This window comes from Pelistega europaea (genome assembly GCF_013133775.1).
Lineage (GTDB): Bacteria > Pseudomonadota > Gammaproteobacteria > Burkholderiales > Burkholderiaceae_B > Taylorella > Taylorella europaea.
Genome location: NZ_JABGBO010000002.1, coordinates 237,248 through 258,824, shown reverse-complemented (window position 1 = coordinate 258,824; position 21,577 = coordinate 237,248). Strand labels below are relative to the sequence as shown.

Sequence of the window (21,577 nt, the reverse complement as noted above, 5' to 3'; positions counted from 1 at the left end):
AAATTATGCTGTATATGATAGTGTAACCTGTGAGATAGTTATTACACTATTAGCACAGGAAAAGATAATAATGAATAACAAAGGCTTTGGTTGTTATTCCAAAGCCTCGTATTTTAAGTGTTTAAGTGAGTAATTTGACTAACAAACGTTTATAAATGTCTTTTAGTTTTGTCACTTCATCCACTACAACATGCTCATTCACTTGGTGAATACTAGCATTGGTGGTGCCAAACTCCAGTATCTGAGGACAGATTTTGGCAATAAAGCGTCCATCAGATGTACCACCTGTGGTACTTAGTTCTGCCTGAACGCCAGTTTCTTCAAAAATAGCTTCTTGCATCATTCGAGTAAGAATGCCACTTTCTGTTAAAAAAGGCTCTCCACCTAGTGTCCACACTAGCTCATAATCTAAATTATGTTTATCTAGAATAGCATGAACACGTTGTTTGAGACTATCAGGGGTACTAGCAGTAGAAAAACGGAAGTTAAATACGATTTTGGCAGCTCCAGGTACAACGTTTGTTGCCCCTGTACCTGCATGGTAATTCGAAATTTGGAATGTAGTAGCAGGAAAATAATCATTGCCGTTATCCCATTCTGTAGCGACGAGTTCAGCAATGGCAGCTGCTCCCAAATGGATAGGATTACGTACTTTCTCAGGATAAGCGACGTGACCTTGCTTGCCTTTGATGGTCAAATCCCCTGTAAGTGAACCCCGGCGACCATTTTTGATAGTATCGCCAAAGACTTTGCTAGAAGAGGGTTCACCAACGATGCAGTAATCAAGCTGTTCACCTCGTGCTTTGAGTGTTTCGCAGACCTTGACCGTACCATTAATGGAAGGACCTTCTTCATCAGAGGTAATTAATAATGCAAGAGAGCCTTTATGATTGGGGTGTTCCTCAACAAATTCTCGGCAAGCAATGGTAAAGGCGGCTACACCTGCCTTCATATCAGAAGCACCACGACCATAGAGTTTACCGTCTTTAATGGTTGCTGAAAAAGGCGGTGTTTCCCAACGCTCAATAGGTCCAGTAGGAACGACATCGGTATGTCCAGCAAAAACCACAAGAGGAGCCTGAGTGCCTTTGCGTAGCCATAAGTTTTTGACTTCAGCAAAAGGCATCCATTCAGGAGTAAACCCTACAGGGGCTAGTTCTTCAACAAGACGTTCTTGGCAGCCTTTGTCATCAGGTGTGATTGAGTCTCTTTGGACTAAATCAACAGTTAATTCAACAGCAGTGGTCATAGTGATTTATTAAAAACGTTAAGTACCTAAAGTCATAAGACTATGAGGTACTTGTAATAACAATGATTAATTATGCACGCAATAGGTCGTTGATACTTGTTTTAGAGCGAGTTTGTGCATCGACACGTTTTACAATAACGGCGCAGGCAAGGCTATGAGAACCATCTGCACTTGGTAATGAGCCTGGTACTACAACAGAGCCAGAGGGAATACGACCATAAGTGATTTCGCCTGTTTCACGGTTATAAATCTTGGTGCTTTGAGATAGATAAACGCCCATAGCAAGGACAGAGTTCTCTTCAACGATTACCCCTTCTACGATTTCAGAGCGAGCACCGATAAAGCAATTATCTTCAATAATGGTAGGATTGGCTTGTAGTGGCTCTAATACTCCTCCGATACCCACTCCACCAGAAAGGTGTACATTTTTACCAATTTGAGCACAAGAACCTACTGTTGCCCAGGTATCGACCATAGTACCATCGCCAACATAGGCACCAATATTAACGTAAGAGGGCATAAGTACAACATTTTTACCAATATAGCAGCCACGACGAGCGACAGCAGGCGGCACTACACGGAAACCACCATTGCGAAAGTCCTCAGTTGTATAGTCTTGGAATTTAAGAGGTACTTTATCAAAAAATTGCATAGGGGCATCGTTCATGACAGCATTGTCATTAAGACGGAATGAGAGTAAAACCGCTTTTTTCAACCATTGGTGTGTATGCCATTCGCCATTGATTTTCTCAGCAACACGCAAAGTACCTGCGTCTAAACCAGCAATAGCCGTGTTAACAGCCTCTTTTAATTCAGCAGAAGCGTTGGTAATAGAAATATTAGCACGGTCTTCCCATGCTTGTTCTAAGATAGTTTGAAGTTGTTGTGTCATTGTATTCTCTCAGGTAGCGTAAAAGTTATTGATTTTAGCATGAATCTTTTAACTAATAATTCTTCCTTATAAACTCTGCAATGCGCTCAGCTCCCTCAACACATTGTTCTACTGGTGCAACAAGTGCAATTCGCACCCGTTTAAAGCCCGGATTTGTGCCATCTAGTGAACCAGGGCGACTGAGATAACTACCAGGTAAGAGTGTTACGTTGGCTTGCTCAAAAAGTGCTTTGCTAAACTGTGTATCTGCTACGGGGGTGCCAGCCCAGAGGTAGAAAGAAGCATCGGGCATCTTCACATCAAGCACAGAGGATAGAATAGGAAATACTTTCTGGAATTTTTCTTGATACAAGGCACGATTTTGTTCTACGTGTTGCTCATCATTCCATGCCACGATACTAGCGGCACTAATGACTGAACTCATTGCACTACCATGATAGGTACGATAGCGTAGAAATTTAGCCAATAGATTAGCGTCACCTGCGACAAAACCAGAGCGCATGCCAGGGACGTTAGAACGTTTGGAAAGACTAGAAAAACATACCATATTTTTATAGTCATTCATTCCACAAAAACGTGCAGCTTGTAGTACACCCAATGGTTTTTCCTCAAAATAAATCTCGGAATAACATTCATCAGAAGCAATGACAAATCCATACTTATCGCTTAATTCAAAAAGGTAGCGCCATTCTTCAATAGGGGTAACGTTGCCCGCAGGATTGCCTGGTGAACAGATATAAAGTAGCTGTGTTTTTTTCCATACTTCTTCTGGTACGCTTTCCCAATCTGGAGCAAAGTTACGAGCTGGATCAGAATTGACAAAGTAAGGTGTAGCACCACCGAGATAAGCTGCTCCCTCATAAATCTGATAAAACGGATTCGGACAAACGACGATACTGTCAGGATTTCCATCTAATATAGTTTGAGCAAAAGAAAAGAGGGCTTCACGAGAACCTAAGCAAGGTAATATTTCTGTATCTGGATTAGGAGCGGGAATATCATAACGACGAGCAATCCAATGTGAAATAGCTTCGCGTAACTCAAAGTCGCCTTTGGTGGCTGGATAGTTAGACAGACCAGCAAGATTGGCGTTGATAGCTTGCTTAATAATCTCAGGTGTGTCGTGTTTAGGCTCACCTATAGAGAGATTAATATGGGTAGGATATTCAGAGGAAGGAGTTGCATCTGCCAATAATGCACGCAAACGCTCAAAAGGATAGGGTTTAAGTAAATCTAAACGAGGATTCATAGTTTAAACAACAAAAAAATCATTAAGTGTTCGGACTATTTTAAACTATTTTTTACAGGGGATTTGAGTGAGTATTGTGTCAGTATGTGTAAAGTCAACTCACAATGAAACAGCTCTACCGAGAAATATTGGTTGAGTATTTAGTTAATCTATTATGGTTTTTTGGAAACAGTTCTTGTTACTAAAACTAAATTTCATATAGGGGTCAAGGGGGGATTTGTTGGATTCTATATTACTAGACGGTTTGTCAAGGGGGTGTTTAAGGTGCTGCGTATGAAGAAAAGTCATTAAAGTATCTTTTTTACAACATTAGCAATGACAAAAGGTTTTTTTTAATATAAAGACTTGCCTAAAGTCTTAATAAAGGTTATAGTTATATTCTTGAAGCGAGCGTGGCGGAATTGGTAGACGCACTGGATTTAGGTTCCAGCGCCGTGAGGTGTAAGAGTTCGAGTCTCTTCGCTCGCACCAGATAGCTTAAGGCCCTTGGTCATAGACCAAGGGCTTTTTCATATGTATTTTTGTACGATTTTTTGATAATCAAAAAGGTCAATAGACCTAACTAAGTCATAATATTATTAATTAACTCCAGTGGAGTTAATTTATTTAAATAAACTGATACGGAAAATTTGTACTGTTTTACTGCAACTAGTGACTTGGACAAGTTAACTAGTATCTTTCTTTTATAGATTTTCGCAATCTGCGTTAATCTTTTTTTGGAGAATGCTACTTAATAAACTTTATTAAGAGGCATTGTACGTCGCCATGGTGAGTCTACTTAATATCCCCTTTCGTATAGTCGTTTTTGGTTTATTTGGCTTTGCTGTTTGTCGCTTACAGTTATGGTTGAGTTACCTTGATTATTTCTCAGGATTTTTCCCTTCATTATTATGGATGTCTTTACTAAAGGGAATCCAGTTTGATAGCGCAATACTATTTTCAATACTGGGATTATTTTTGCTTTTATTGAGTATTCCTATTCAGCGACTACAATCCTCTTGGTTAAGACCAACATTGGTATGGTTAAGCGGTATTGTGCTTTTTATCCTTTATGCTTATAGCTTAATTGATAGTAGCTATTTCGGAGAAGTAAAACGACATATTGGAGCAGAAATCCTAAATATCACCTCGGATCTTGGTGCTATAGCTGGCATTGCTGCTACTTCTCGCTTAGATGCTACCATACAAGGTGTGCTTATTTTAGCTGTGCTATTTTTGATTTGGTATGGTTTTGTCATCCGACCTATGCGCAGTCAGGTATTGTATCCTGTACGTAATTTTTTTGTTGGCGTGCTTGGATGCTTGTTTACCATTGCTATTATTGTATTAGGGATCCGTGGTTTTGTTTTCAGTGGGCGTCCCATTAACGTAGCCGATGCATTTGCTAATCAGGCCACACCACAACAAGCCAATTTAAGTCTGAATCCGGCTTATCTTTCTTTTAGAGAAAGCATGAATCACCTCAAACAACGCCCTTTGCATTTGGTCAATGAGGAGGCACTACAATCATTTGCTCAACATAACCCTCAGATATTTGCCTGGCAGAAAAAACAGGCAATTCCCTCCAATAAAAATATCGTTTTTATTCTTCTAGAAAGCTGGACGAGTCGCTATATTGATGGATTAAGCGGAACCTCCTATAAAGTAACCCCGTTTTTCGATCAATTAATGCAAAAGTCTCAAGTATGGGAAAATTATTATGCAGCAGGGCAACGTAGTATTATTGGTATCCAAGCAGCCCTAACTGCAACTCCTGCTTTACCTAGTCAACCTACCATAGGTTTTGGTCTAGAGATTAAGCATATGTCTCGTATTGCACAAATTGCAGACCAACATCATTATCGTACGTTGATGATGCAGACCTCAAAACGTCGCTCTTTCCAAATGGAAAATATTGCCAGTGCATTGGGGTTTAAAGAGTACTATGGACAAGAGGATATTCCTTTGCTAAGAGAGTACCCTCAAGAACAACCTAGGTTTGGTTGGGATTATGAGGGATTACAGTTTTTAGCGGAAAAATTAATACAAAAGGACTCTGGAGAGGATGCTAAAGCAACTACTCAGCAAGTTTCAGAAGTTGTTTCATCACCAGCGGAAGCAAGTGCTGCAGCTTCTTTAACAGCAAAAGAGGGAAAAAAACCATTTTTTGCTTTCATTTTTACGGGAACCACCCATGAGCCATTTCCTAAATTGCCCAAGGAGTTTGAGCTATATCCCCATAACGATCGTACAGAGTCAGGTTATTTGAATAGCTTACGCTATAGTGACTGGGCATTGGAGCAGTTTTTTAAACGCATTGAAAATGAACCTTGGTATAAAGATACTATTTTCATTCTTAGTGCTGATCATACCTTAAATACAAAGGTTGATAATAAGGATGTCGCTGAAAAAGAGGGAGCTCTTATTTCTAACAAAGACTTTCGTATTCCCTTGTTAATTTATGCACCAGATGGAAGTCTACCTCCTATGCGTCATCAAGTGATAGCCTCTCAGTATGATTTGTTACCTAGTATGATGGACTTATTGGGATTTAATAACCAGGTTTCTGCTTTTGGACATTCATTATTTGATGCTTCTTCGCAATCTTATGCTTATTTATATCAGGGCGATATGCTGGGGTTTGTGAATTCAAAACAATGGGCTTTTTTTAATGAGCAAGGAATCCAAAGTCAAAGTGATGCTTTGGATGAAGTATCAAAACAAGAGCTTGAAGGACTTAAACTGAAATTGCAATATGCAGATAAACTATTGCGTGATAACCAATGGGCCCCTTGATTATTGCAAGATGGCTCGTCTATCTAAAACGAAGAAGACTCATAAACTAGAGGCCTCTAATTGTAATGCAAGTCAGTCTTGCTTTTGTTAAGTAAAGAGCATATTGCTCTTGGGTGGGAAAATATTGAGCAAGGGGAGCCTACTGGTACTGTCAACAATGTGAAAGTACCAGTATAAAGAGGATTAAGCCAGATTATTTATGTTGGTCTGTGCTTGGTGTATTGGGCTTGGTGGCAGTGTATGCCTTGTTATCCGCCGTATCAGCAGCTGCGGGAGAGTCTGACTTGTTACTGTCAAGTAAACCTATCGCATTAGGTAATTCATCCCAGAAAGTGAAAAATAACGCAGCGAGTAGGGGGCCGACAACAAAGCCATTAATCCCAAAAGCCATAATGCCACCTAAAGTGGATACAAGGATAATGTAGTCGGGTAACTTGGTATCTTTTCCGACAAGAGCAGGGCGTAGTAGATTATCTGCTAGGCCAATGACACCAATCCCATAAGCGATAAGAATACCACCTTCCCAGTAATTACCAGACACAAGGAAATACACAGCAACAGGGAACCATAATACAGCAGAGCCGACCGCAGGTAGGAGCGATAAGAACATCATGATAATGCCCCATAGCATCGCACCTTGAATACCCAGTAGTGCAAAAATAAAGCCCCCTAATGCACCTTGCACCATAGCCACTAACATACTGCCTTTGATAGTCGCGCGTACCACCGTAATAAATTTCTCAAACAGGTGTACTTTATGGGTGTTACTCAAGGGGATTAAGCGTTTAAAGTTGGCTTGAATAGTTGTTCCATCTCTTAATAAGAAAAATAGCAGGTATAACATAATACCCATAGAGACAATGAACGAGAAGGTGTTTTGGCTGAGGCTTACCAATTCATTGGCTAATAAGCGACTAGCGTTATTAAAGACAACAAGCAACTTTTCACGCAAGCCAAGGACACTGGTAATTTGGTAGCGTTCAAGAATATCTTTGACTACAGCAGGGAGATTTTGGAAAACATGGTCAGCATAAAGCCCTAAATCAAGTTCTCCGGATTGAATTCGTCCATATAGTGTTACAACCTCTTTAGTTGCTGTACCTATAATCAAGCTAATGGGAATAATCGCAATAAGAATGGCACATAGTAATGTGATTATTGCAGATGTGTTCCGATAGTTAGGAATCTTTTTGAGAAGAAAACGGTATACAGGTCTAAATAGCACAGCAAAAATCACGCTCCAGAAAATGGCCGTGAAAAAAGGCTTTAGTAGATAGAGAAAGCCTGCCGTGATTAGTAATAGAAAACCGATGTAGAAAGCGTAGAAAACGCGGTTTTTATTTTGCATAATAAAGTCGGTAAAGGGTTGATTTATTGTTAGTTCATTATACAATGTTAGTGCTTTATGTCTACAAGAAATGAGAGAGAAACTTCGATAAGGTTCAAAAGTGGATAAAATGACAAAAAGACTTGCTTTGCTTGTGCTGACTGGTTTGTTAAGTGCTTGTGCCTCTAACACAACACCACCTTCCAACATGGAAAATATGTGTGATATTTTGAGTGAAAAATCTGGCTGGAAGGATGCTTTGGAAAAAGCGCGTTCTCGCTGGGGAGCACCTCCGCAGATTGTCTTGTCTATTATTTACCAGGAGTCTCGTTTTAAGCATGATGCCAAGCCACCTAAGGATCACCTGTTGTGGGTAATTCCATGGGGGCGTGTAAGTTCAGCCTATGGTTATCCTCAAGCCAAAGATGAAGTGTGGGGAGAATATAAATCGCAGGCCGGTAGTACTTTTGCTAGCCGTGATAACTTTGCTGATGCGGCAGATTTCGTGGCTTGGTATATGGATAAAGCACGTCAAATTAATGGTACCTCCAAATGGGATGCTTATAACCAATATTTAAATTATCACGAAGGTTGGTACGGCTTTCAGCGAGGAACCTACTCTAGTAAGTCTTGGTTAAAAAATGTCGCTCTCAAAGTAAAGGCGAGAGCTGAACAGTATGGTGCCCAGTATGTAGGGTGCCGATAGTTTATCACTGTACCGACGGCCAGTGAACATTAATACACATGCCCTAAAACAGTGCAAATTATGCTTTCTCTTGGTACTATAACTGCCGTATTACCACAAGGACAATGAAAAAATAGTGGGGAAATCCCTGCTTTGCCAAACTAGTGTTTTATTATAAAGTGTATATGCTATTATTTTGATATGTGCAGCATATTGCTGTCACCTTGTCTTTGATTACTACTTAGTCTAGGGAGTTTTATATGAAACTAATGAAAAGAATTTCTTTAGCTGTTGGTGCTTTGGCGATGGCTTCTGCTTTTGTCGCTCCAAGTGCTAGTGCAGCTCAACAATTTGTGAGTATTGGTACTGGCGGAGTGACAGGTGTGTATTATGCTGCAGGTGGTGCTATCTGCCGTATTGTAAATAAAGACCGTGCTGCTCATGGTATCCGTTGCTCTGTAGAATCTACAGGTGCCTCTGTGTTTAACGTTAACACTATCCGTGCAGGTGAGTTGGATTTAGGTTTTGCCCAGTCTGACGTTGCTTATAATGCATATAATGGTCTTGAAAACTTTAAAGATGCAGGTGCTTTTAAAGAATTACGCTCTGTTTTCTCATTGCATCCAGAACCTCTAACTATCGTTACACGTAAGGAAGCAAATATTAAGGGCTTTGATGATCTTAAGGGTAAACGCTTTAACGTAGGTAACCCAGGTTCTGGTTCTCGTGCATCGCTTGAGCAATACCTTGCTGAGCGTGGTTTGGATTTGTCTTTCTTTGGTTTAGCATCTGAATTGCGTTCAGACGAGCATGGTACCGCTCTATGTGACGGCAAGATTGACGGGTTTATCTTTGGAGTAGGTCACCCATCTGCTAATATCCAAGATCCTACAACTACTTGCGGAGCTAAGTTAATGCCATTTACTGGCGAAGCTGTTGATAAGGTTGTGGCAAAATATCCTTACTATGCTAAGGTAGTTATCCCTGGTGGCTTATATCAAAACAACCCTGATGATACGCCTACTTATGGTGTATTAGCGACAGTGGTTGCTTCTACCAAGACTCCAGATGATGTTGTTTATCAAATTGTGAAGTCTGTATTTGAAAACTTTGAAGACTTCAAGAAACTTCATCCTGCTCTAGCTCACCTTAAGAAAGAAGAGATGGTGAAAAACGGTCTATCTGCTCCATTACATCCTGGTGCAGAAAAATACTATAAAGAGGTTGGCCTAATCAAGTAATTGGTAGGTTTTCTCACTGGCATTATGCTATTTATGGCATAATGCCGTTCTCTTTTTTACAGGAGCGGGCAGAGGTGTCCGCTTCGTTTGTTATAAGGAAACCTTTATGGTAACAGATGCAGATAAAATTGCAGAATTAGAGAAACTCGTTGCAGATGTGGATCGGGGTGGGCGTAAAGTAGGCGGTCTTACTGGTGGTGTGCTAGCCGTGGGGGCTTTGCTTTGGTCTTTATTTCAACTGTGGATTGCTTCACCTATTCCATTTGATTTAAACATCGGGATTTTTAATGATACTGAATCGCGTGCTATTCACCTAGGGTTAGCGATGTTTTTAGGGTATCTTGCTTATCCTATGTTTAAAAATCAATCAGAAAAAATGCCAATTTATGATTGGATTTTGGCGATTTTAGCAGGCCTGTGCGGTGCATATTTATTTCTTTTTTATAAAGAACTTTCGCTACGTCCTGGTATTCCAACCACATTGGATATAGTAGCTGGTGTGGCAGGTATTTTGCTTTTGCTTGAAATCACTCGCCGCTCATTAGGTTTACCAATGACGATATTGGGATTGGTTTCCCTTGCGTATATTTTCCTTGGTCCTTATCTCCCTGATGTAATTTCTCACCGTGGAGCGTCTGTTGAACGCCTGGTTTCCCATATGTGGCTGACAACAGAAGGAACTTATGGAGTGGCACTGGGTGTATCAGTCTCATACATTTTTATTTTTGTGCTGCTAGGGTCGTTGCTGGATCGTTGTGGTGCTGGTAACTACATGATGCAGGTATCCTTTGCTATGTTGGGGCATCTGCGAGGTGGTCCAGCTAAAGTGGCAGTAGTATCATCAGCGGTGAATGGGTTAGTATCAGCATCATCTGTAGCCAACGTGGTAACTGGTGGTATTTTCACTATTCCTTTGATGAAAAAATCGGGTTATGGTGGTATCCGTGCAGGGGCGATTGAGACAGCTTCTTCAGTTAATGGTCAAATTATGCCACCAGTAATGGGGGCTGCTGCATTCTTAATGATTGAGTATGTGGGTATTCCTTATACCGAGATTATTCGTAATGCGATTCTACCAGCATCTATTTCTTATATTGCCTTGTTTTATATTGTGCATTTAGAAGCATTGAAACTTGGCATTCAACCGATGATGTCAGCTGGTGTACCTAAAACGTTAATTCAGAAAATTGCTGGTTGGGGCATGGGTATTTCTGGCACGTTGCTGGTGATGGCGGCACTGTACTATATTGGTATTGGCGTACAGGCTTTTGCAGGTGATACTGCAATTTGGATTTTATTAGCATTGCTCTTGGTTCTTTATATTGCTTTGCTTAAAATTTCTGCCAAATATCCTGATTTACCTACAGACATAAATATTACAAACCCTATTAAACCTGAAGTTTGGCCAACTGTGCGATCAGGCCTGTATTTTTTAATTCCTATTGGGATTTTGGTGTGGTGCTTGAGCGTTGAAATGCTATCTGCTGGTTTATCGGCGTTTTATTCGGTATTGGCATTGCTATTTTTACTAGTTACGCAACGTCCTATCATTGCTTGGTTCCGTGGACAGAGCCTAGCTCCTGAATTTAAACGAGGGTTTGGTGAGATGATCCAAGGCCTAGAAGAGGGGGCTCGTAATATGATCGGTATCGCTATTGCTTGCGGTACAGCAGGTCTTATTGTAGGGGCGATTACCTTAACTGGATTGGGTTTACGCATGACAGCATTTGTAGAGTTTATCTCTATGGGTAATGTGCTGGTCATGCTGTTCTTTACGGCTGCGGTATGCTTGGTTCTTGGTTTGGGTATGCCAACTACAGCAAACTACATCTTGATGGCAACCCTCATGGCACCTGTTGTGGTAGAACTAGGAGCACAGAGTGGGTTGATTATTCCGCTCATTGCCGTTCACTTCTTTGTTTTCTACTTTGGGATTATGGCGGATATTACGCCTCCTGTAGGGTTGGCGACTTTTGCTGCGGCAGCCATTTCGGGTGAAGATCCTTTGAAAACAGGTATCCAGGGGGTTACTTACGCTCTTCGTACTGCTGTACTACCCTTTATTTTTGTATTTAATCCAATTTTATTATTAATTGGTGTTAATACTTGGTGGCATTTGATTGCTGTGGTGTTTGGAGCTACGGTAGCATCTATGGTCTTTGCTGCGGCGTCATTACGTTGGTTCCGGACCAAGTGTACATGGGTTGAGGCGTTGGTATTGCTAGTGGCTTCATTCATGTTATTCCGCCCTGACTGGTACATGAATCGTATGTATCCAGAATATGTGCCTCGTCCTGTGACTGAACTTTATGCAGTGGCAGCTCATTTGCCAGAAGATGGTCGTTTTGTGGCTGAAATTAAAGGGATGAATCTGGAAGGACGTGATTTGACAAAGTTAGTTGCTGTGAATTTACCTGCACTGGCTGAGGAAGCAATACAGGGTAAAACAGACGAACAAATAGGTAAAGAACGTCTACGTCTTGCTGGACTCACCTTTATGAAATTAGGGGATATGGTGCAAGTGGCAAATGTCCGTTTTGGTAGCCAAGCAGCACGTGCTAGTTGGGAACAAGGCTGGGATGTTGCCGATGTTATGGTTCCTAATCCTGACCGCCCTAGTGATGAATGGATATTCATTCCTGGATTCATATTAATTGGGGCAGTCTGGTTAATCCAAGGTCGTCGTATGCGTAGAAAAGGAGAAATTAATTAAGTGACTTTGGCATAAAATCTTGGTGAATAAGAAAACCCCTATTATAGAAATCTATAATAGGGGCTTGGTGTTACGGAGAAATTACTTAGCCGCAGTCTTTAATTAGAAAGCATGCTTCAAGCCAAGAGCAACAAAAGTGGTTTTGGTTTTAGTTGTTGCTAACAAATGACCATCGCCGTAAAGTTTAGTTTTACTAGTACCATAAGACGCCACACCATAGACTGATGTGCGTTTAGATAAATCATAAGTATAACCTAAGCTAAAAATATGGTTAGTTGTTTTGATTGGAGTATTCAAACCCATATACTCAGTTTTATTATTTTTAGCATGAGCTCCTTGGTAAGAGAACATCACAGTACCAGCATCGCCTACAGGAGCGCTAAGACCTACTAACCAAGAGTTTTGACGATAGCCTTTGCTATTCCAAGGGTATGCTTCATCGTCTTCATTGGTAGCTGGTAGACCAAAAATCTCACCCATCATGCCATTACGTTGTTGACCAAAAGCAGCATAGGCTTTTACAACATCAAAGTCATAGCTGGCACCAACAGCCCAAGAGTGAACACGAGTAGAATCATCCGCATATTCTTTGGCTGTATCATATACAGCACCTAAGAATAATTTATCAGTACTATATTTAAGGCCTAGACTGATAGCAGTGCCACCCTCTTTTGCATAAGTATAAGAGCCAGGATTATAGTAGCTAGTTTTCTTGCGATTATGGGCAACAGCAAGACCGAATTGGAACCCACTGAAGTCTGGGCTCATATATTTAACAGAGCTTTCCATTTGTGAGCTAAGGCTATCACCAAAAGAGCTTGGTGCACCAGCAAAATCGAAGTTAGTGCCAAAAGGATCTGCCTCAGGCATGAATTCGTCTGCTACGTTCTTTTGGTTACCAATAGTGAAAGTACCCCAAGAATCACCGGTCAAACCAACATATGCAAACTTGTTGAATAATTTACCTGACTCAGCAGAAGTACCATCATTAGTGTTGAATTCGCTTTCTAATGTGAAGATTGCACTAGTACCATTGCCTAAATCTTCAGAACCTCTTAATCCCCAGAAGCTACTGCCCTCAGCAATACCGTTTTGAAGACCTAGGTTGCGAGTTTTTGTTTTGCTGACTGTTGAACCATTAGTTTCAACTTTCATTGAGTCGTGACGATAACTATATGCACCATCAACCACACCATAAAGTGTTACAGAGCTTTCAGCATGTGCTTGAGCAGCAAAAGCAGAAAGAATAGCACCAACTAAGAGAGCCTTTTTCATGATAATCCTTCAAAAGTTGTCTAAAAATCAGAGGTATTATCTAACAAATGAGAATTATTATCAATTTTATTCTAAGGAATTCTTCGTCAGAATGACAAAATGTTGCAGATATGACACTAATTTTGCTTTTTCTATAGGCTGTGACAAAATCCTTGTGATATTAATGCCACATCGTGTCAGGACGGATAAGTCCTACAGCAATACCCTCGATTTCAAAATGTTGAGAATTATCAACGATAATAGGTTTAAAGTCCGCATTTTCTGGAAATAGAGTAATGACATTACCCTGGCGATGAAAACGTTTGACGGTAACATCATCTTCAATGCGGGCAATAACGATTTGACCATTACGCACAGAGGTTGTCTTTTTAACAGCAAGCAAATCACCATCAAGAATCCCTACATCTTTCATGCTTTCACCTTTCACTCGGAGTAAGTAATCAGGGGTGCTTGCAAATAGGGCTGGATCAAGTTGTAGGGTTGTCTCATGCTGTTCAATGGCATTGATAGGAATACCCGCAGCAACACGGCCGACGACAGGCAGGCTTAAACGCAAATCACGAATGTTATTGGTGATTTGTTGAGTCACCTCAGAAGTACGGCGAGAGACCGATTTAGCAACTTGTGTGAGTGTAGAGTGAGATGTAGATGCATGAACAGAGGTAGCTCCCAGAGAAGAGGGGGATTGTAAAGTAGGTGAGAGAGCATGGTGAGAAGCACCATCAATCGTACTTGTGTTGTGGTCGGTGGGAGTTGTTACATGGGGAAAATACTCTGCAATAGTTTCATGATTCAGTTTAATACCACGAGAAGACCCTGGAGTTACTGTAATAGCTCCTTTTCGAGTGAGAGCCTTGATATGATCCTCTGCTGCATTAGGGGAGCGAAAACCCAAAGCTGCAGCAATCTCTACCCGAGTGGGTGGAATACCTGTCTGCTCAATGGTATTCTTAATCATTGTGAGGACTTCAAGTTGGCGAGAGGTAAGTTTTGTGCTCATAACAAAATAGACTGTATAGATATACAGTCTATTTTACAGGGTTTCAGCAATTTTGCAAGAAAAATATGCAAATTGCTCTTTAAGCTTTTATTAGAGAACTGCAGCAATCGCCTTGGCTACTGCATCAATATTTTTGCTATTGAGAGCAGCAACACAAATACGACCACTGTTAACAGCATAAATACCGTGTTCATTACGAAGTTTTTCAACTTGCTCTTTGGTTAAACCAGAGTAAGAGAACATGCCACGTTGTGCCAATACAAAATCAAAGTTTTTAGTCACACCGTATTCTTTGAGTTTTGCAACGAGTTGTGCACGCATAGTACGGATACGATCGCGCATTTCACTGAGTTCTTGTTCCCATAAAGCGAATAGTTTCTCGTCATTTAATACCATGCTAACGACTTTACCGCCATGGGTTGGAGGGTTGGAGTAGTTAGTACGAATTACCCGTTTGACTTGGCTTAATACACGATCAGCTTCTTCTTTGGAGGTGCATAGAATAGTCAATGCACCAACACGCTCACCGTAAAGCGAAAATGATTTAGAGAAAGAAGAGCTAACAAATACTGGGATATTTAGTGTAGCGAATAATTTTACGACACGGGCATCTTCTTCTAGACCTGCTCCAAAACCTTGGTAGGCAATATCTAAGAATGGGATTAAACCATTTGCCTTAATTACTGCTGCAATTTGTTCCCATTGTTCAAAAGATGGGTCAACACCTGTAGGGTTGTGGCAGCAAGCATGCAACACTACGATGTCTCCTGCAGGAAGTTGTTCAAGGTAGGTTTTCATGGCACCAAAATCAAGACCATGTGTAGCGGCATCGTAATAGGGGTAGTTTTCTACTTTAAAACCAGCACGCTCAAATAAAGCACGATGGTTTTCCCAGCTTGGATTACTGATATGTACAGTTGCGGAACCATTCACTTGTTTTAAAAAGTCTGCCCCGATTTTAAGTCCCCCGGTACCGCCAAGTGCTTGGAAAGTCAATGCACGACCTGCTTTGGAGAGTTCATTATCTTTGCCAAGTAAAAGTGCTTGTGCCCCTTTGTCATAGGTAGAAATCCCCTCAATAGGAAGATAACCTCGAGGGGTGATTTGTTCAGCAAGGGCTTTTTCTGCGACTTGAACTGCTTTTAATACAGGTAAACGACCCTCTTCATCATAGTAAACGCCAACACCGAGATTGACCTTGTTGGGGCGAGTGTCTGCATTGTATTGTTCATTTAAACCAAGAATAGGATCGCGAGGAGCTAGCTCCACTTTTGCAAAAATAGACATGATAATGTGCGCCAAAAAGAAAGAAAAAAGAAAAAGATTGTTAAAATAAACATTGATTTGCACTGTTGACCTGGCAGCACATCTTATTACAAGCACCTACGTTTATGTGGAACGCTTTGAATGACTTGAATAGACATGCTTTTCATAGCGAGAGCTTCTCCTACTAATAGGCTAGGTCATTACAGTGATAATAATTTATCTAACAAAACCTCTTAATAATACCATGAGTAATACTGGTTTCGTACAATTTCCGAATAGTCCGTTTCAACTTTATCAACCTTATCCTCCAGCTGGAGATCAGCCTACTGCCATAGCTAGTTTGGTTGAGGGTGTAGAGGATGGCTTAATGGGGCAGACTTTATTGGGGGTGACGGGGTCTGGTAAAACCTATACCATGGCCAATGTAATTGCTAGACTAGGTAGGCCAGCTTTGATTTTGGCTCCTAATAAAACATTGGCAGCACAGTTATATGCGGAGATGAGAGAGTTTTTCCCTCGTAATGCGGTAGAGTACTTCGTGTCTTACTACGATTACTATCAGCCAGAGGCCTATGTTCCTAGTCGTGATTTGTTTATCGAAAAGGATTCCAATATTAATGATCATATTGAGCAAATGCGCTTATCAGCGACTAAGAGTTTGCTAGAAAGGCGTGACACTATTATTGTTGGTACTGTATCGACAATTTATGGTATTGGTAGTCCTGTGGAATATAAGGCGATGGTGTTGACCGTACGCACGGGTGACACCATTTCTCGACAAGAAATCCTGGCTAGATTAGTATCTATGCAGTATGAGCGTAATGATATGGAGTTTACGCGAGGGCATTTTCGAGTAAGAGGGGATACAGTTGATATTTTTCCTGCTGAAAGCCCAGAGTTAGCTGTTAGATTGCATTTATTTGATGATGAAATTGAAAGCATAGAACTTTTTGACCCTCTGACAGGTAAAGTTCGGCAGTCGGTATTGCGTTTTTCTGTATATTCGCGTTCACACTATGTGACGCCCAGAGATACAATTCTAAGAGCTATTGAAACTATTAAGGCTGAGTTACGTGAGCGAATTCAGTTTTTTCTGGATAACCATCAGTTAGTGGAAGCACAACGTATTGAACAGCGGACGCGTTTTGATTTGGAAATGCTTCAGGAACTGGGATTTTGTAAAGGAATTGAAAATTACTCACGTCATTTATCTGGAGTAGCACCTGGTGAGGCACCTCCAACTTTTATTGATTATTTGCCCAAGGATGCCATCATGTTTTTTGATGAAAGTCATGTCATGATGGGACAGTTAAGAGCAATGTATCGGGGTGACCGTTCACGTAAAGAAACCTTGGTGCAGTTTGGTTTTCGTTTACCCAGTGCATTAGACAATCGTCCACTGAAGATGGAAGAGTTTGAGCAACGTATGCGACAATCTATCTTCGTGTCGGCTACTCCAGCAGAATATGAGCAAGAACACTCGGATAATGTGGTAGAGCAGGTGGTACGTCCTACAGGGCTAGTAGACCCTGTGGTAGAAGTGCGTCCTGCTTTAACTCAAGTAGATGACTTGCTAGGCGAAGCAAAATTGCGTATTGCTCAAGGGGAGAGGGTGCTGGTGACAACCCTGACAAAACGCATGGCTGAAGATTTGACTGACTATTTAACTGAAAACCAGCTACGTGTGCGTTATTTACACTCGGATATCGATACTGTTGAGCGAGTAGAAATTATTCGTGATTTACGACTAGGGCATTTTGATGTATTGGTAGGGATTAACTTATTGCGTGAGGGGCTAGATATTCCCGAGGTGTCACTAGTAGCTATTTTAGATGCAGATAAAGAAGGCTTTTTGCGTTCAGACCGCAGTTTGATACAAACTATTGGACGTGCAGCACGTAACTTACATGGTAAGGCAATTTTATATGCAGACCATATTACGGACTCCATGAAACGTGCTATGGATGAAACGGAGCGTCGTCGCCAAAAACAAATCCGTTTTAATGAAGAGCATGGTATTACGCCTAAGGGGGTGGTCAAAGCGATTAAAGAATTAATTGATGGAGTAGTCGTACCTGCCGCGGTAGAAGCAACACCTGAAGATGTAGAGTTTGAAGCAGTCTTATCAGATGAGAAAGCTCTCTCTAGAGAACTTAAGCGTTTGGAAAAACAAATGCTAGACCATGCTAAGAATTTAGAGTTTGAACAAGCAGCAGCAATACGTGACAGATTGACACGGTTGAAAGAGAAAATGCTTGGCACCTAGGATTGGAATTGCCTAAAGCAAGCTTTGCCAAGGAGGCGTTAACTCTAGGCTCCTTGCTTATATGTAAATGCGGCATATCCCCAGAGATTAATTGCCTCAAGTACTGGTAACACAGTCATCCCAAAATCAGTCAAGCGATAAAAGACTTTTACAGGAGGCTTATCTCCTATGACAGTACGAGTGATAAGCCCATCTTTTTCGAGTTGTTTGTGTTGCAAGCTGAGTGTCATTTCAGTGATAAAGTCTAGCTCTCTTTTGAGCTCACTATAGCGTTTTTCTCCATCTTTTAGATGATAGAGAATGACGCTTTTCCACTTGCCACCAATAAGTTTCATCGCCAGGCTTACTGTACAAGGATAAGTTGTGCCATCAATGGTAGGGTTTTTCATCGTTTAAACCTATCATTTTTGATAGGTATTGTCAAATAAAGGAACTATTGATATTTTGGCTGCTATTATTTTGATAGTCAATACTTAGTGAGATTTTATATGGTAGATTGCAGTCAACCAGCCATCATTTGGCCAGAGAAGTATACTCCTGGTGAAACAGATAATTATTGCTCTAATGAAATTATTGTTAAGGGATTGGCTATCACTGACGTATGGCCACCTTTGGTAGATACCTCTGTATGGCTTCAATACTATCACACAAAGGCTCATATTGTTGTTGAAAGAGGTTATACCTCCAAGTTATTTGCTGGAGCCAATTTTATGTTTGATACTTTTGGTTTTTATATTAAGGCAAAAATTGAAGAGTATCTGCCTCCTTTAAGGAAAGAAGATGTAGCCAGATTGGCATGGTCTGGTGTTTTTGGTGAAGGAGATGAGTATTGTGAGGTTTATCATGCCTGGCTTTTGCAAAATTTACCAGGTAATCGAGTGCGGATTTTGACACAAGAGACTCAGATTGGAATTCCTGCCCAACGTCTTGCACAGAGCATTCCTAACCGAGTGCTAAATGGACATCAAGCATGGTTAGAGGGGTTGGTAAGGGCTGCCTTAGCCTATAAAGAAGGAAAAATTCTGAAAGATTAGGAAAGGTCTTTTGATTTAATGTTTTGCTTACAGGGGGATGAAAGGCTATTTGACATAATGGAAAGATTTTAATAGAGTTATCTCAAGTGACTTGAAAAATAAAAGATAAAATAATATGACAGAAACTATCTCTACTAATCCCAAAATTTCCCGATTTTTACCCTTTTTATTGGCAGTAGCTGTTTTTATGCAGTTACTTGATGCGACTATTCTAAATACAGCATTACCTGTTATTGCAAAAGATTTACATGAGTCGGCATTAAACATGCAATCAGCAGTGATTTCCTATGCTTTGACTGTGGCAGTATTGATGCCGTTATCAGGGTATCTTTGCGACCGTTATGGTACAAGACGAGTTTTTTCTGTTTCTATGTTGTTATTTGCCGTGGGGTCTGTACTTTGTGCCTCTGCCCCGTCTTTGACATTGTTAGTGTTGGGTCGCATTGTGCAAGGAATGGGAGGAGCAATGTTGATGCCAGTTCCTCGTCTTATTGTCATGAAAACATATCCTCGTGATCGGCTAGTATCAGTGATGAATTATGTGATTACTCCTGCTTTAATCGGTCCAGTCTTGGGTCCTGTGGTGGGGGGCTATCTTGTGGATTATGCAAGTTGGCATTGGATTTTTTTAATTAATGTTCCTATGGGAGTAATAGGATTTTTATTGGCATCAAAAATCCTACCAGATTACCGTGCCAAAGATGCTAATCAACAACATTTGGATTTAGGGGGCTTTTTGCTGTTTGCAGGAGGGGCTTTGGGATTGACTTTATCAGTTGAAACCGTAGTACATCCAGAATCACGGTTGTTTAGCTTTATTTGTGTTGTTTTAGGGGGGATTTGCTTATATGGCTACTGGCGTCACGCTAAAAAAGATGATCATCCTCTTTATGCTACAGATTTATTGCAGGTACGGACTTACCGATTAGGGCTTTCGGCTAATTTAGTAAGCCGTATGGGAATTAATGCTGTGCCATTTTTGCTACCTTTATTGTACCAGTTGGTTTTTGGTTATAGTGCTAGCCATTCTGGTTGGATGATGATGCCTGTTGCGGTGGCCGCGATGATTGCCAAATCTTTTATTAATCCCTTGACTAAACGCTTTGGTTTTCGCCTTGTCCTCATGAGTAACACCAGATTATTAGGGGTAGTGATTATGTTACTGTCTTTGGCATCAGTAGATAATGTTTTTTGGTTTTTACTTCCCTTGCTTTTCCTGATGGGAATATGTAACTCAATCCACTTTAGTACCGCTAATGCTTTGACTATTGCAGATTTACGCGATTGGCAAGCTGGCAGTGGTAATAGCTTATTATCTGTCAATCAGCAGTTGGCGATTAGTATTGGTATTGCGTTGGGATCTTTATTATTAAACGGATTTCACTATAGAGTCTTTGGTGGGGAGCAACTGCATACTGCTTTTCAATACACTTTTGTTGTGGTAGGGGCGATTACATTTGTCTCATCCTTTATTTTTAAACATTTACATCCTAGAGATGGACAAAATCTTATTCGGAAAGACAAATAGACAGCTAAAGTTTTTTGCTACTTTTTAGAAAAGAAAGTTATAAAACGACTTTGAATCTGCTGCTTGATGAAGTACAGGAAAGATTTATTGTAGGCGTTTGTTACGGCAACACCTACCAGATAGGCTGATTACATGTGACTGATTTAGATGTGGTTTGTGATGATAAAACCTACCCACAGAAGCAGGTAGGTTGTAGGATTTAAGAAGCTTTTGTCATGTATGACATTTAGCTTTTACAACTCACATCTCTTGAATATCTGGATATGTGTTTGATGTCTCAGAACCTTAGCAGAGAGTGTTGTTTTTTATCGGTTGACGGTTACTGTTTTTCGGGTATAGGATTGCGTAGATTATCCATTGCGTAAGCCCCACCACCAGCAACGCTTAAAAATAAGAAAATAAAGCAGAATAATACAGCACTTTCCCCATTATTGCGTAATGGAGTGAGCAAGGTAGCCCAACCACTCCATTGTGCTACATGGAAAAATAGATAAGCGACAGCCATTTGTCCAGAAAGGATAAAGGCAACGGGGCGCACTAGGCAACCTAAAATTAATAAGATACCACCTACTAGTTCTAGTACTCCAGCTAGACCCATTAATGAGAAAAGTTCGATAGAACCAGCCCCATTAGTCATAGACATAGGAAACTCGAAAAATTTAGAGGTGGCATGCTGGATAAATACAAAAGCAGTAGTAATGCGCAGAACAGCTAAAACCAAGTCTTGAAGACGATTTGATTCGGTAGGATAACTCATGATACTTCCTATAAAAATAGTTAATAACAGAATGCCTTGTTGATGGCATGTGAGTATTGTAAAAGAAAGGTCCGTGAAGAGCTAGGTATTGACAATAGAACAATCATTTCTTATTAGGAAATAATCTTGAACCAGAAGCGGGAGTAAAAAAAGAAACGTTTGTTAGGTACTCATGACAAGTGAAAGAGGGGAATAGGGCTGTTCCATCAAGGTGCAAAATCTTTTTTTATAGTTCAGTTTTAAAATATCAGGGTAAATACTAATCATTCGCATCTATACTAGGGCAAGTCCTTGTTTCTATTGATAGAAGAACGAGTGAA

At 40.6% G+C, this 21,577-nt stretch carries 16 protein-coding genes and 1 tRNA gene; 8 read left to right on the top strand and 9 right to left on the bottom strand.

The window, feature by feature from the left end:
• Positions 1–121: 121 nt before the first annotated feature.
• From dapE to dapC, 3 genes are all read right to left on the bottom strand, one after another.
• A complete protein-coding gene (gene dapE / locus HKX40_RS02740) occupies positions 122–1,249 on the bottom strand; it encodes a succinyl-diaminopimelate desuccinylase (protein WP_171588020.1) in 1,128 nt (375 codons plus the stop codon).
• Positions 1,250–1,319: 70 nt separating this feature from the next.
• Complete coding sequence (gene dapD, locus HKX40_RS02735; RefSeq protein WP_171588019.1) at positions 1,320–2,141, bottom strand: 2,3,4,5-tetrahydropyridine-2,6-dicarboxylate N-succinyltransferase; 822 nt, start codon at positions 2,139–2,141, stop codon at positions 1,320–1,322.
• A 52-nt stretch (positions 2,142–2,193) separates the two neighbouring features.
• Positions 2,194–3,390 carry a succinyldiaminopimelate transaminase gene (gene dapC / locus HKX40_RS02730; RefSeq protein ID WP_171588018.1) on the bottom strand — a complete coding sequence of 399 codons (1,197 nt, stop codon included), beginning with the start codon at positions 3,388–3,390 and terminating at the stop codon, positions 2,194–2,196.
• A gap of 386 nt (positions 3,391–3,776) precedes the next feature.
• Between dapC and HKX40_RS02725 the strand changes: the two genes are divergently transcribed.
• Positions 3,777–3,861, top strand: a tRNA-Leu gene (locus HKX40_RS02725).
• A gap of 294 nt (positions 3,862–4,155) precedes the next feature.
• Positions 4,156–6,165 carry an LTA synthase family protein gene (locus tag HKX40_RS02720; protein ID WP_171588017.1) on the top strand — a complete coding sequence of 670 codons (2,010 nt, stop codon included), beginning with the start codon at positions 4,156–4,158 and terminating at the stop codon, positions 6,163–6,165.
• A 193-nt stretch (positions 6,166–6,358) separates the two neighbouring features.
• On the opposite strand, the gene HKX40_RS02715 is transcribed toward HKX40_RS02720, so the two are convergent.
• Complete coding sequence (locus HKX40_RS02715; protein WP_171588016.1) at positions 6,359–7,513, bottom strand: AI-2E family transporter; 1,155 nt, start codon at positions 7,511–7,513, stop codon at positions 6,359–6,361.
• 109 nt (positions 7,514–7,622) lie between these two features.
• Here HKX40_RS02715 and HKX40_RS02710 point away from each other — a divergent pair, with 109 nt between their 5' ends.
• The 3 genes from HKX40_RS02710 (at position 7,623) to HKX40_RS02700 (ending at position 12,131) form a co-directional block, all read left to right on the top strand.
• A complete protein-coding gene (locus HKX40_RS02710; RefSeq protein ID WP_171588015.1) occupies positions 7,623–8,198 on the top strand; it encodes a transglycosylase SLT domain-containing protein in 576 nt (191 codons plus the stop codon).
• Positions 8,199–8,437: 239 nt separating this feature from the next.
• Positions 8,438–9,418, top strand: a complete 981-nt coding sequence (locus tag HKX40_RS02705) for a TAXI family TRAP transporter solute-binding subunit (RefSeq protein WP_171588014.1) — start codon at positions 8,438–8,440, stop codon at positions 9,416–9,418.
• Between the two features lie 106 nt (positions 9,419–9,524).
• On the top strand, positions 9,525–12,131 hold the full coding sequence (locus HKX40_RS02700; RefSeq protein WP_171588013.1) for a TRAP transporter permease: 2,607 nt from the start codon (positions 9,525–9,527) through the stop codon (positions 12,129–12,131).
• 102 nt (positions 12,132–12,233) lie between these two features.
• On the opposite strand, the gene HKX40_RS02695 is transcribed toward HKX40_RS02700, so the two are convergent.
• The 3 genes from HKX40_RS02695 to HKX40_RS02685 all read right to left on the bottom strand — a co-directional run bounded on the left by HKX40_RS02695 (position 12,234) and on the right by HKX40_RS02685 (position 15,693).
• Entirely contained in the window at positions 12,234–13,406 is a 1,173-nt protein-coding gene (locus HKX40_RS02695; protein ID WP_171588012.1) for a porin, read from the bottom strand.
• Between the two features lie 160 nt (positions 13,407–13,566).
• Positions 13,567–14,406: a transcriptional repressor LexA gene (gene lexA / locus HKX40_RS02690; RefSeq protein ID WP_171588011.1), complete on the bottom strand. Its 840-nt coding sequence runs from the start codon at positions 14,404–14,406 to the stop codon at positions 13,567–13,569.
• 90 nt (positions 14,407–14,496) lie between these two features.
• Positions 14,497–15,693: an amino acid aminotransferase gene (locus HKX40_RS02685; protein ID WP_171588010.1), complete on the bottom strand. Its 1,197-nt coding sequence runs from the start codon at positions 15,691–15,693 to the stop codon at positions 14,497–14,499.
• Positions 15,694–15,916: 223 nt separating this feature from the next.
• Between HKX40_RS02685 and uvrB the strand changes: the two genes are divergently transcribed.
• Positions 15,917–17,938, top strand: a complete 2,022-nt coding sequence (uvrB, locus tag HKX40_RS02680; RefSeq protein ID WP_171588009.1) for an excinuclease ABC subunit UvrB — start codon at positions 15,917–15,919, stop codon at positions 17,936–17,938.
• 44 nt (positions 17,939–17,982) lie between these two features.
• Here the strand turns inward: uvrB and HKX40_RS02675 are convergent, their stop codons facing one another.
• Positions 17,983–18,327, bottom strand: coding sequence for a winged helix-turn-helix transcriptional regulator (locus tag HKX40_RS02675; RefSeq protein WP_171588008.1), 345 nt, complete (start codon positions 18,325–18,327; stop codon positions 17,983–17,985).
• Between the two features lie 99 nt (positions 18,328–18,426).
• Here HKX40_RS02675 and HKX40_RS02670 point away from each other — a divergent pair, with 99 nt between their 5' ends.
• Both HKX40_RS02670 and HKX40_RS02665 read left to right on the top strand, forming a co-directional pair.
• Complete coding sequence (locus HKX40_RS02670) at positions 18,427–18,972, top strand: SRPBCC family protein (protein WP_171588007.1); 546 nt, start codon at positions 18,427–18,429, stop codon at positions 18,970–18,972.
• 115 nt (positions 18,973–19,087) lie between these two features.
• A complete protein-coding gene (locus HKX40_RS02665) occupies positions 19,088–20,500 on the top strand; it encodes a DHA2 family efflux MFS transporter permease subunit (protein WP_171588006.1) in 1,413 nt (470 codons plus the stop codon).
• A gap of 319 nt (positions 20,501–20,819) precedes the next feature.
• Here HKX40_RS02665 and HKX40_RS02660 read toward each other — a convergent pair whose 3' ends face one another.
• A complete protein-coding gene (locus tag HKX40_RS02660; RefSeq protein WP_171588005.1) occupies positions 20,820–21,257 on the bottom strand; it encodes a DoxX family protein in 438 nt (145 codons plus the stop codon).
• Positions 21,258–21,577 lie beyond the last annotated feature (320 nt).

Coding starts and splice junctions, on each gene's coding strand:
- lexA (WP_171588011.1), bottom strand. CDS start 14,406: ATGAGCACAAAACTTACCTCTCGCCAACTTGAAGTCCTCACAATGATT.
- HKX40_RS02700 (WP_171588013.1), top strand. CDS start 9,525: ATGGTAACAGATGCAGATAAAATTGCAGAATTAGAGAAACTCGTTGCA.
- dapD (WP_171588019.1), bottom strand. CDS start 2,141: ATGACACAACAACTTCAAACTATCTTAGAACAAGCATGGGAAGACCGT.
- HKX40_RS02705 (WP_171588014.1), top strand. CDS start 8,438: ATGAAACTAATGAAAAGAATTTCTTTAGCTGTTGGTGCTTTGGCGATG.
- HKX40_RS02695 (WP_171588012.1), bottom strand. CDS start 13,406: ATGAAAAAGGCTCTCTTAGTTGGTGCTATTCTTTCTGCTTTTGCTGCT.
- dapE (WP_171588020.1), bottom strand. CDS start 1,249: ATGACCACTGCTGTTGAATTAACTGTTGATTTAGTCCAAAGAGACTCA.
- HKX40_RS02670 (WP_171588007.1), top strand. CDS start 18,427: ATGGTAGATTGCAGTCAACCAGCCATCATTTGGCCAGAGAAGTATACT.
- HKX40_RS02685 (WP_171588010.1), bottom strand. CDS start 15,693: ATGTCTATTTTTGCAAAAGTGGAGCTAGCTCCTCGCGATCCTATTCTT.
- HKX40_RS02715 (WP_171588016.1), bottom strand. CDS start 7,513: ATGCAAAATAAAAACCGCGTTTTCTACGCTTTCTACATCGGTTTTCTA.
- dapC (WP_171588018.1), bottom strand. CDS start 3,390: ATGAATCCTCGTTTAGATTTACTTAAACCCTATCCTTTTGAGCGTTTG.
- HKX40_RS02660 (WP_171588005.1), bottom strand. CDS start 21,257: ATGAGTTATCCTACCGAATCAAATCGTCTTCAAGACTTGGTTTTAGCT.
- HKX40_RS02720 (WP_171588017.1), top strand. CDS start 4,156: ATGGTGAGTCTACTTAATATCCCCTTTCGTATAGTCGTTTTTGGTTTA.
- HKX40_RS02710 (WP_171588015.1), top strand. CDS start 7,623: ATGACAAAAAGACTTGCTTTGCTTGTGCTGACTGGTTTGTTAAGTGCT.
- HKX40_RS02665 (WP_171588006.1), top strand. CDS start 19,088: ATGACAGAAACTATCTCTACTAATCCCAAAATTTCCCGATTTTTACCC.
- HKX40_RS02675 (WP_171588008.1), bottom strand. CDS start 18,327: ATGAAAAACCCTACCATTGATGGCACAACTTATCCTTGTACAGTAAGC.
- uvrB (WP_171588009.1), top strand. CDS start 15,917: ATGAGTAATACTGGTTTCGTACAATTTCCGAATAGTCCGTTTCAACTT.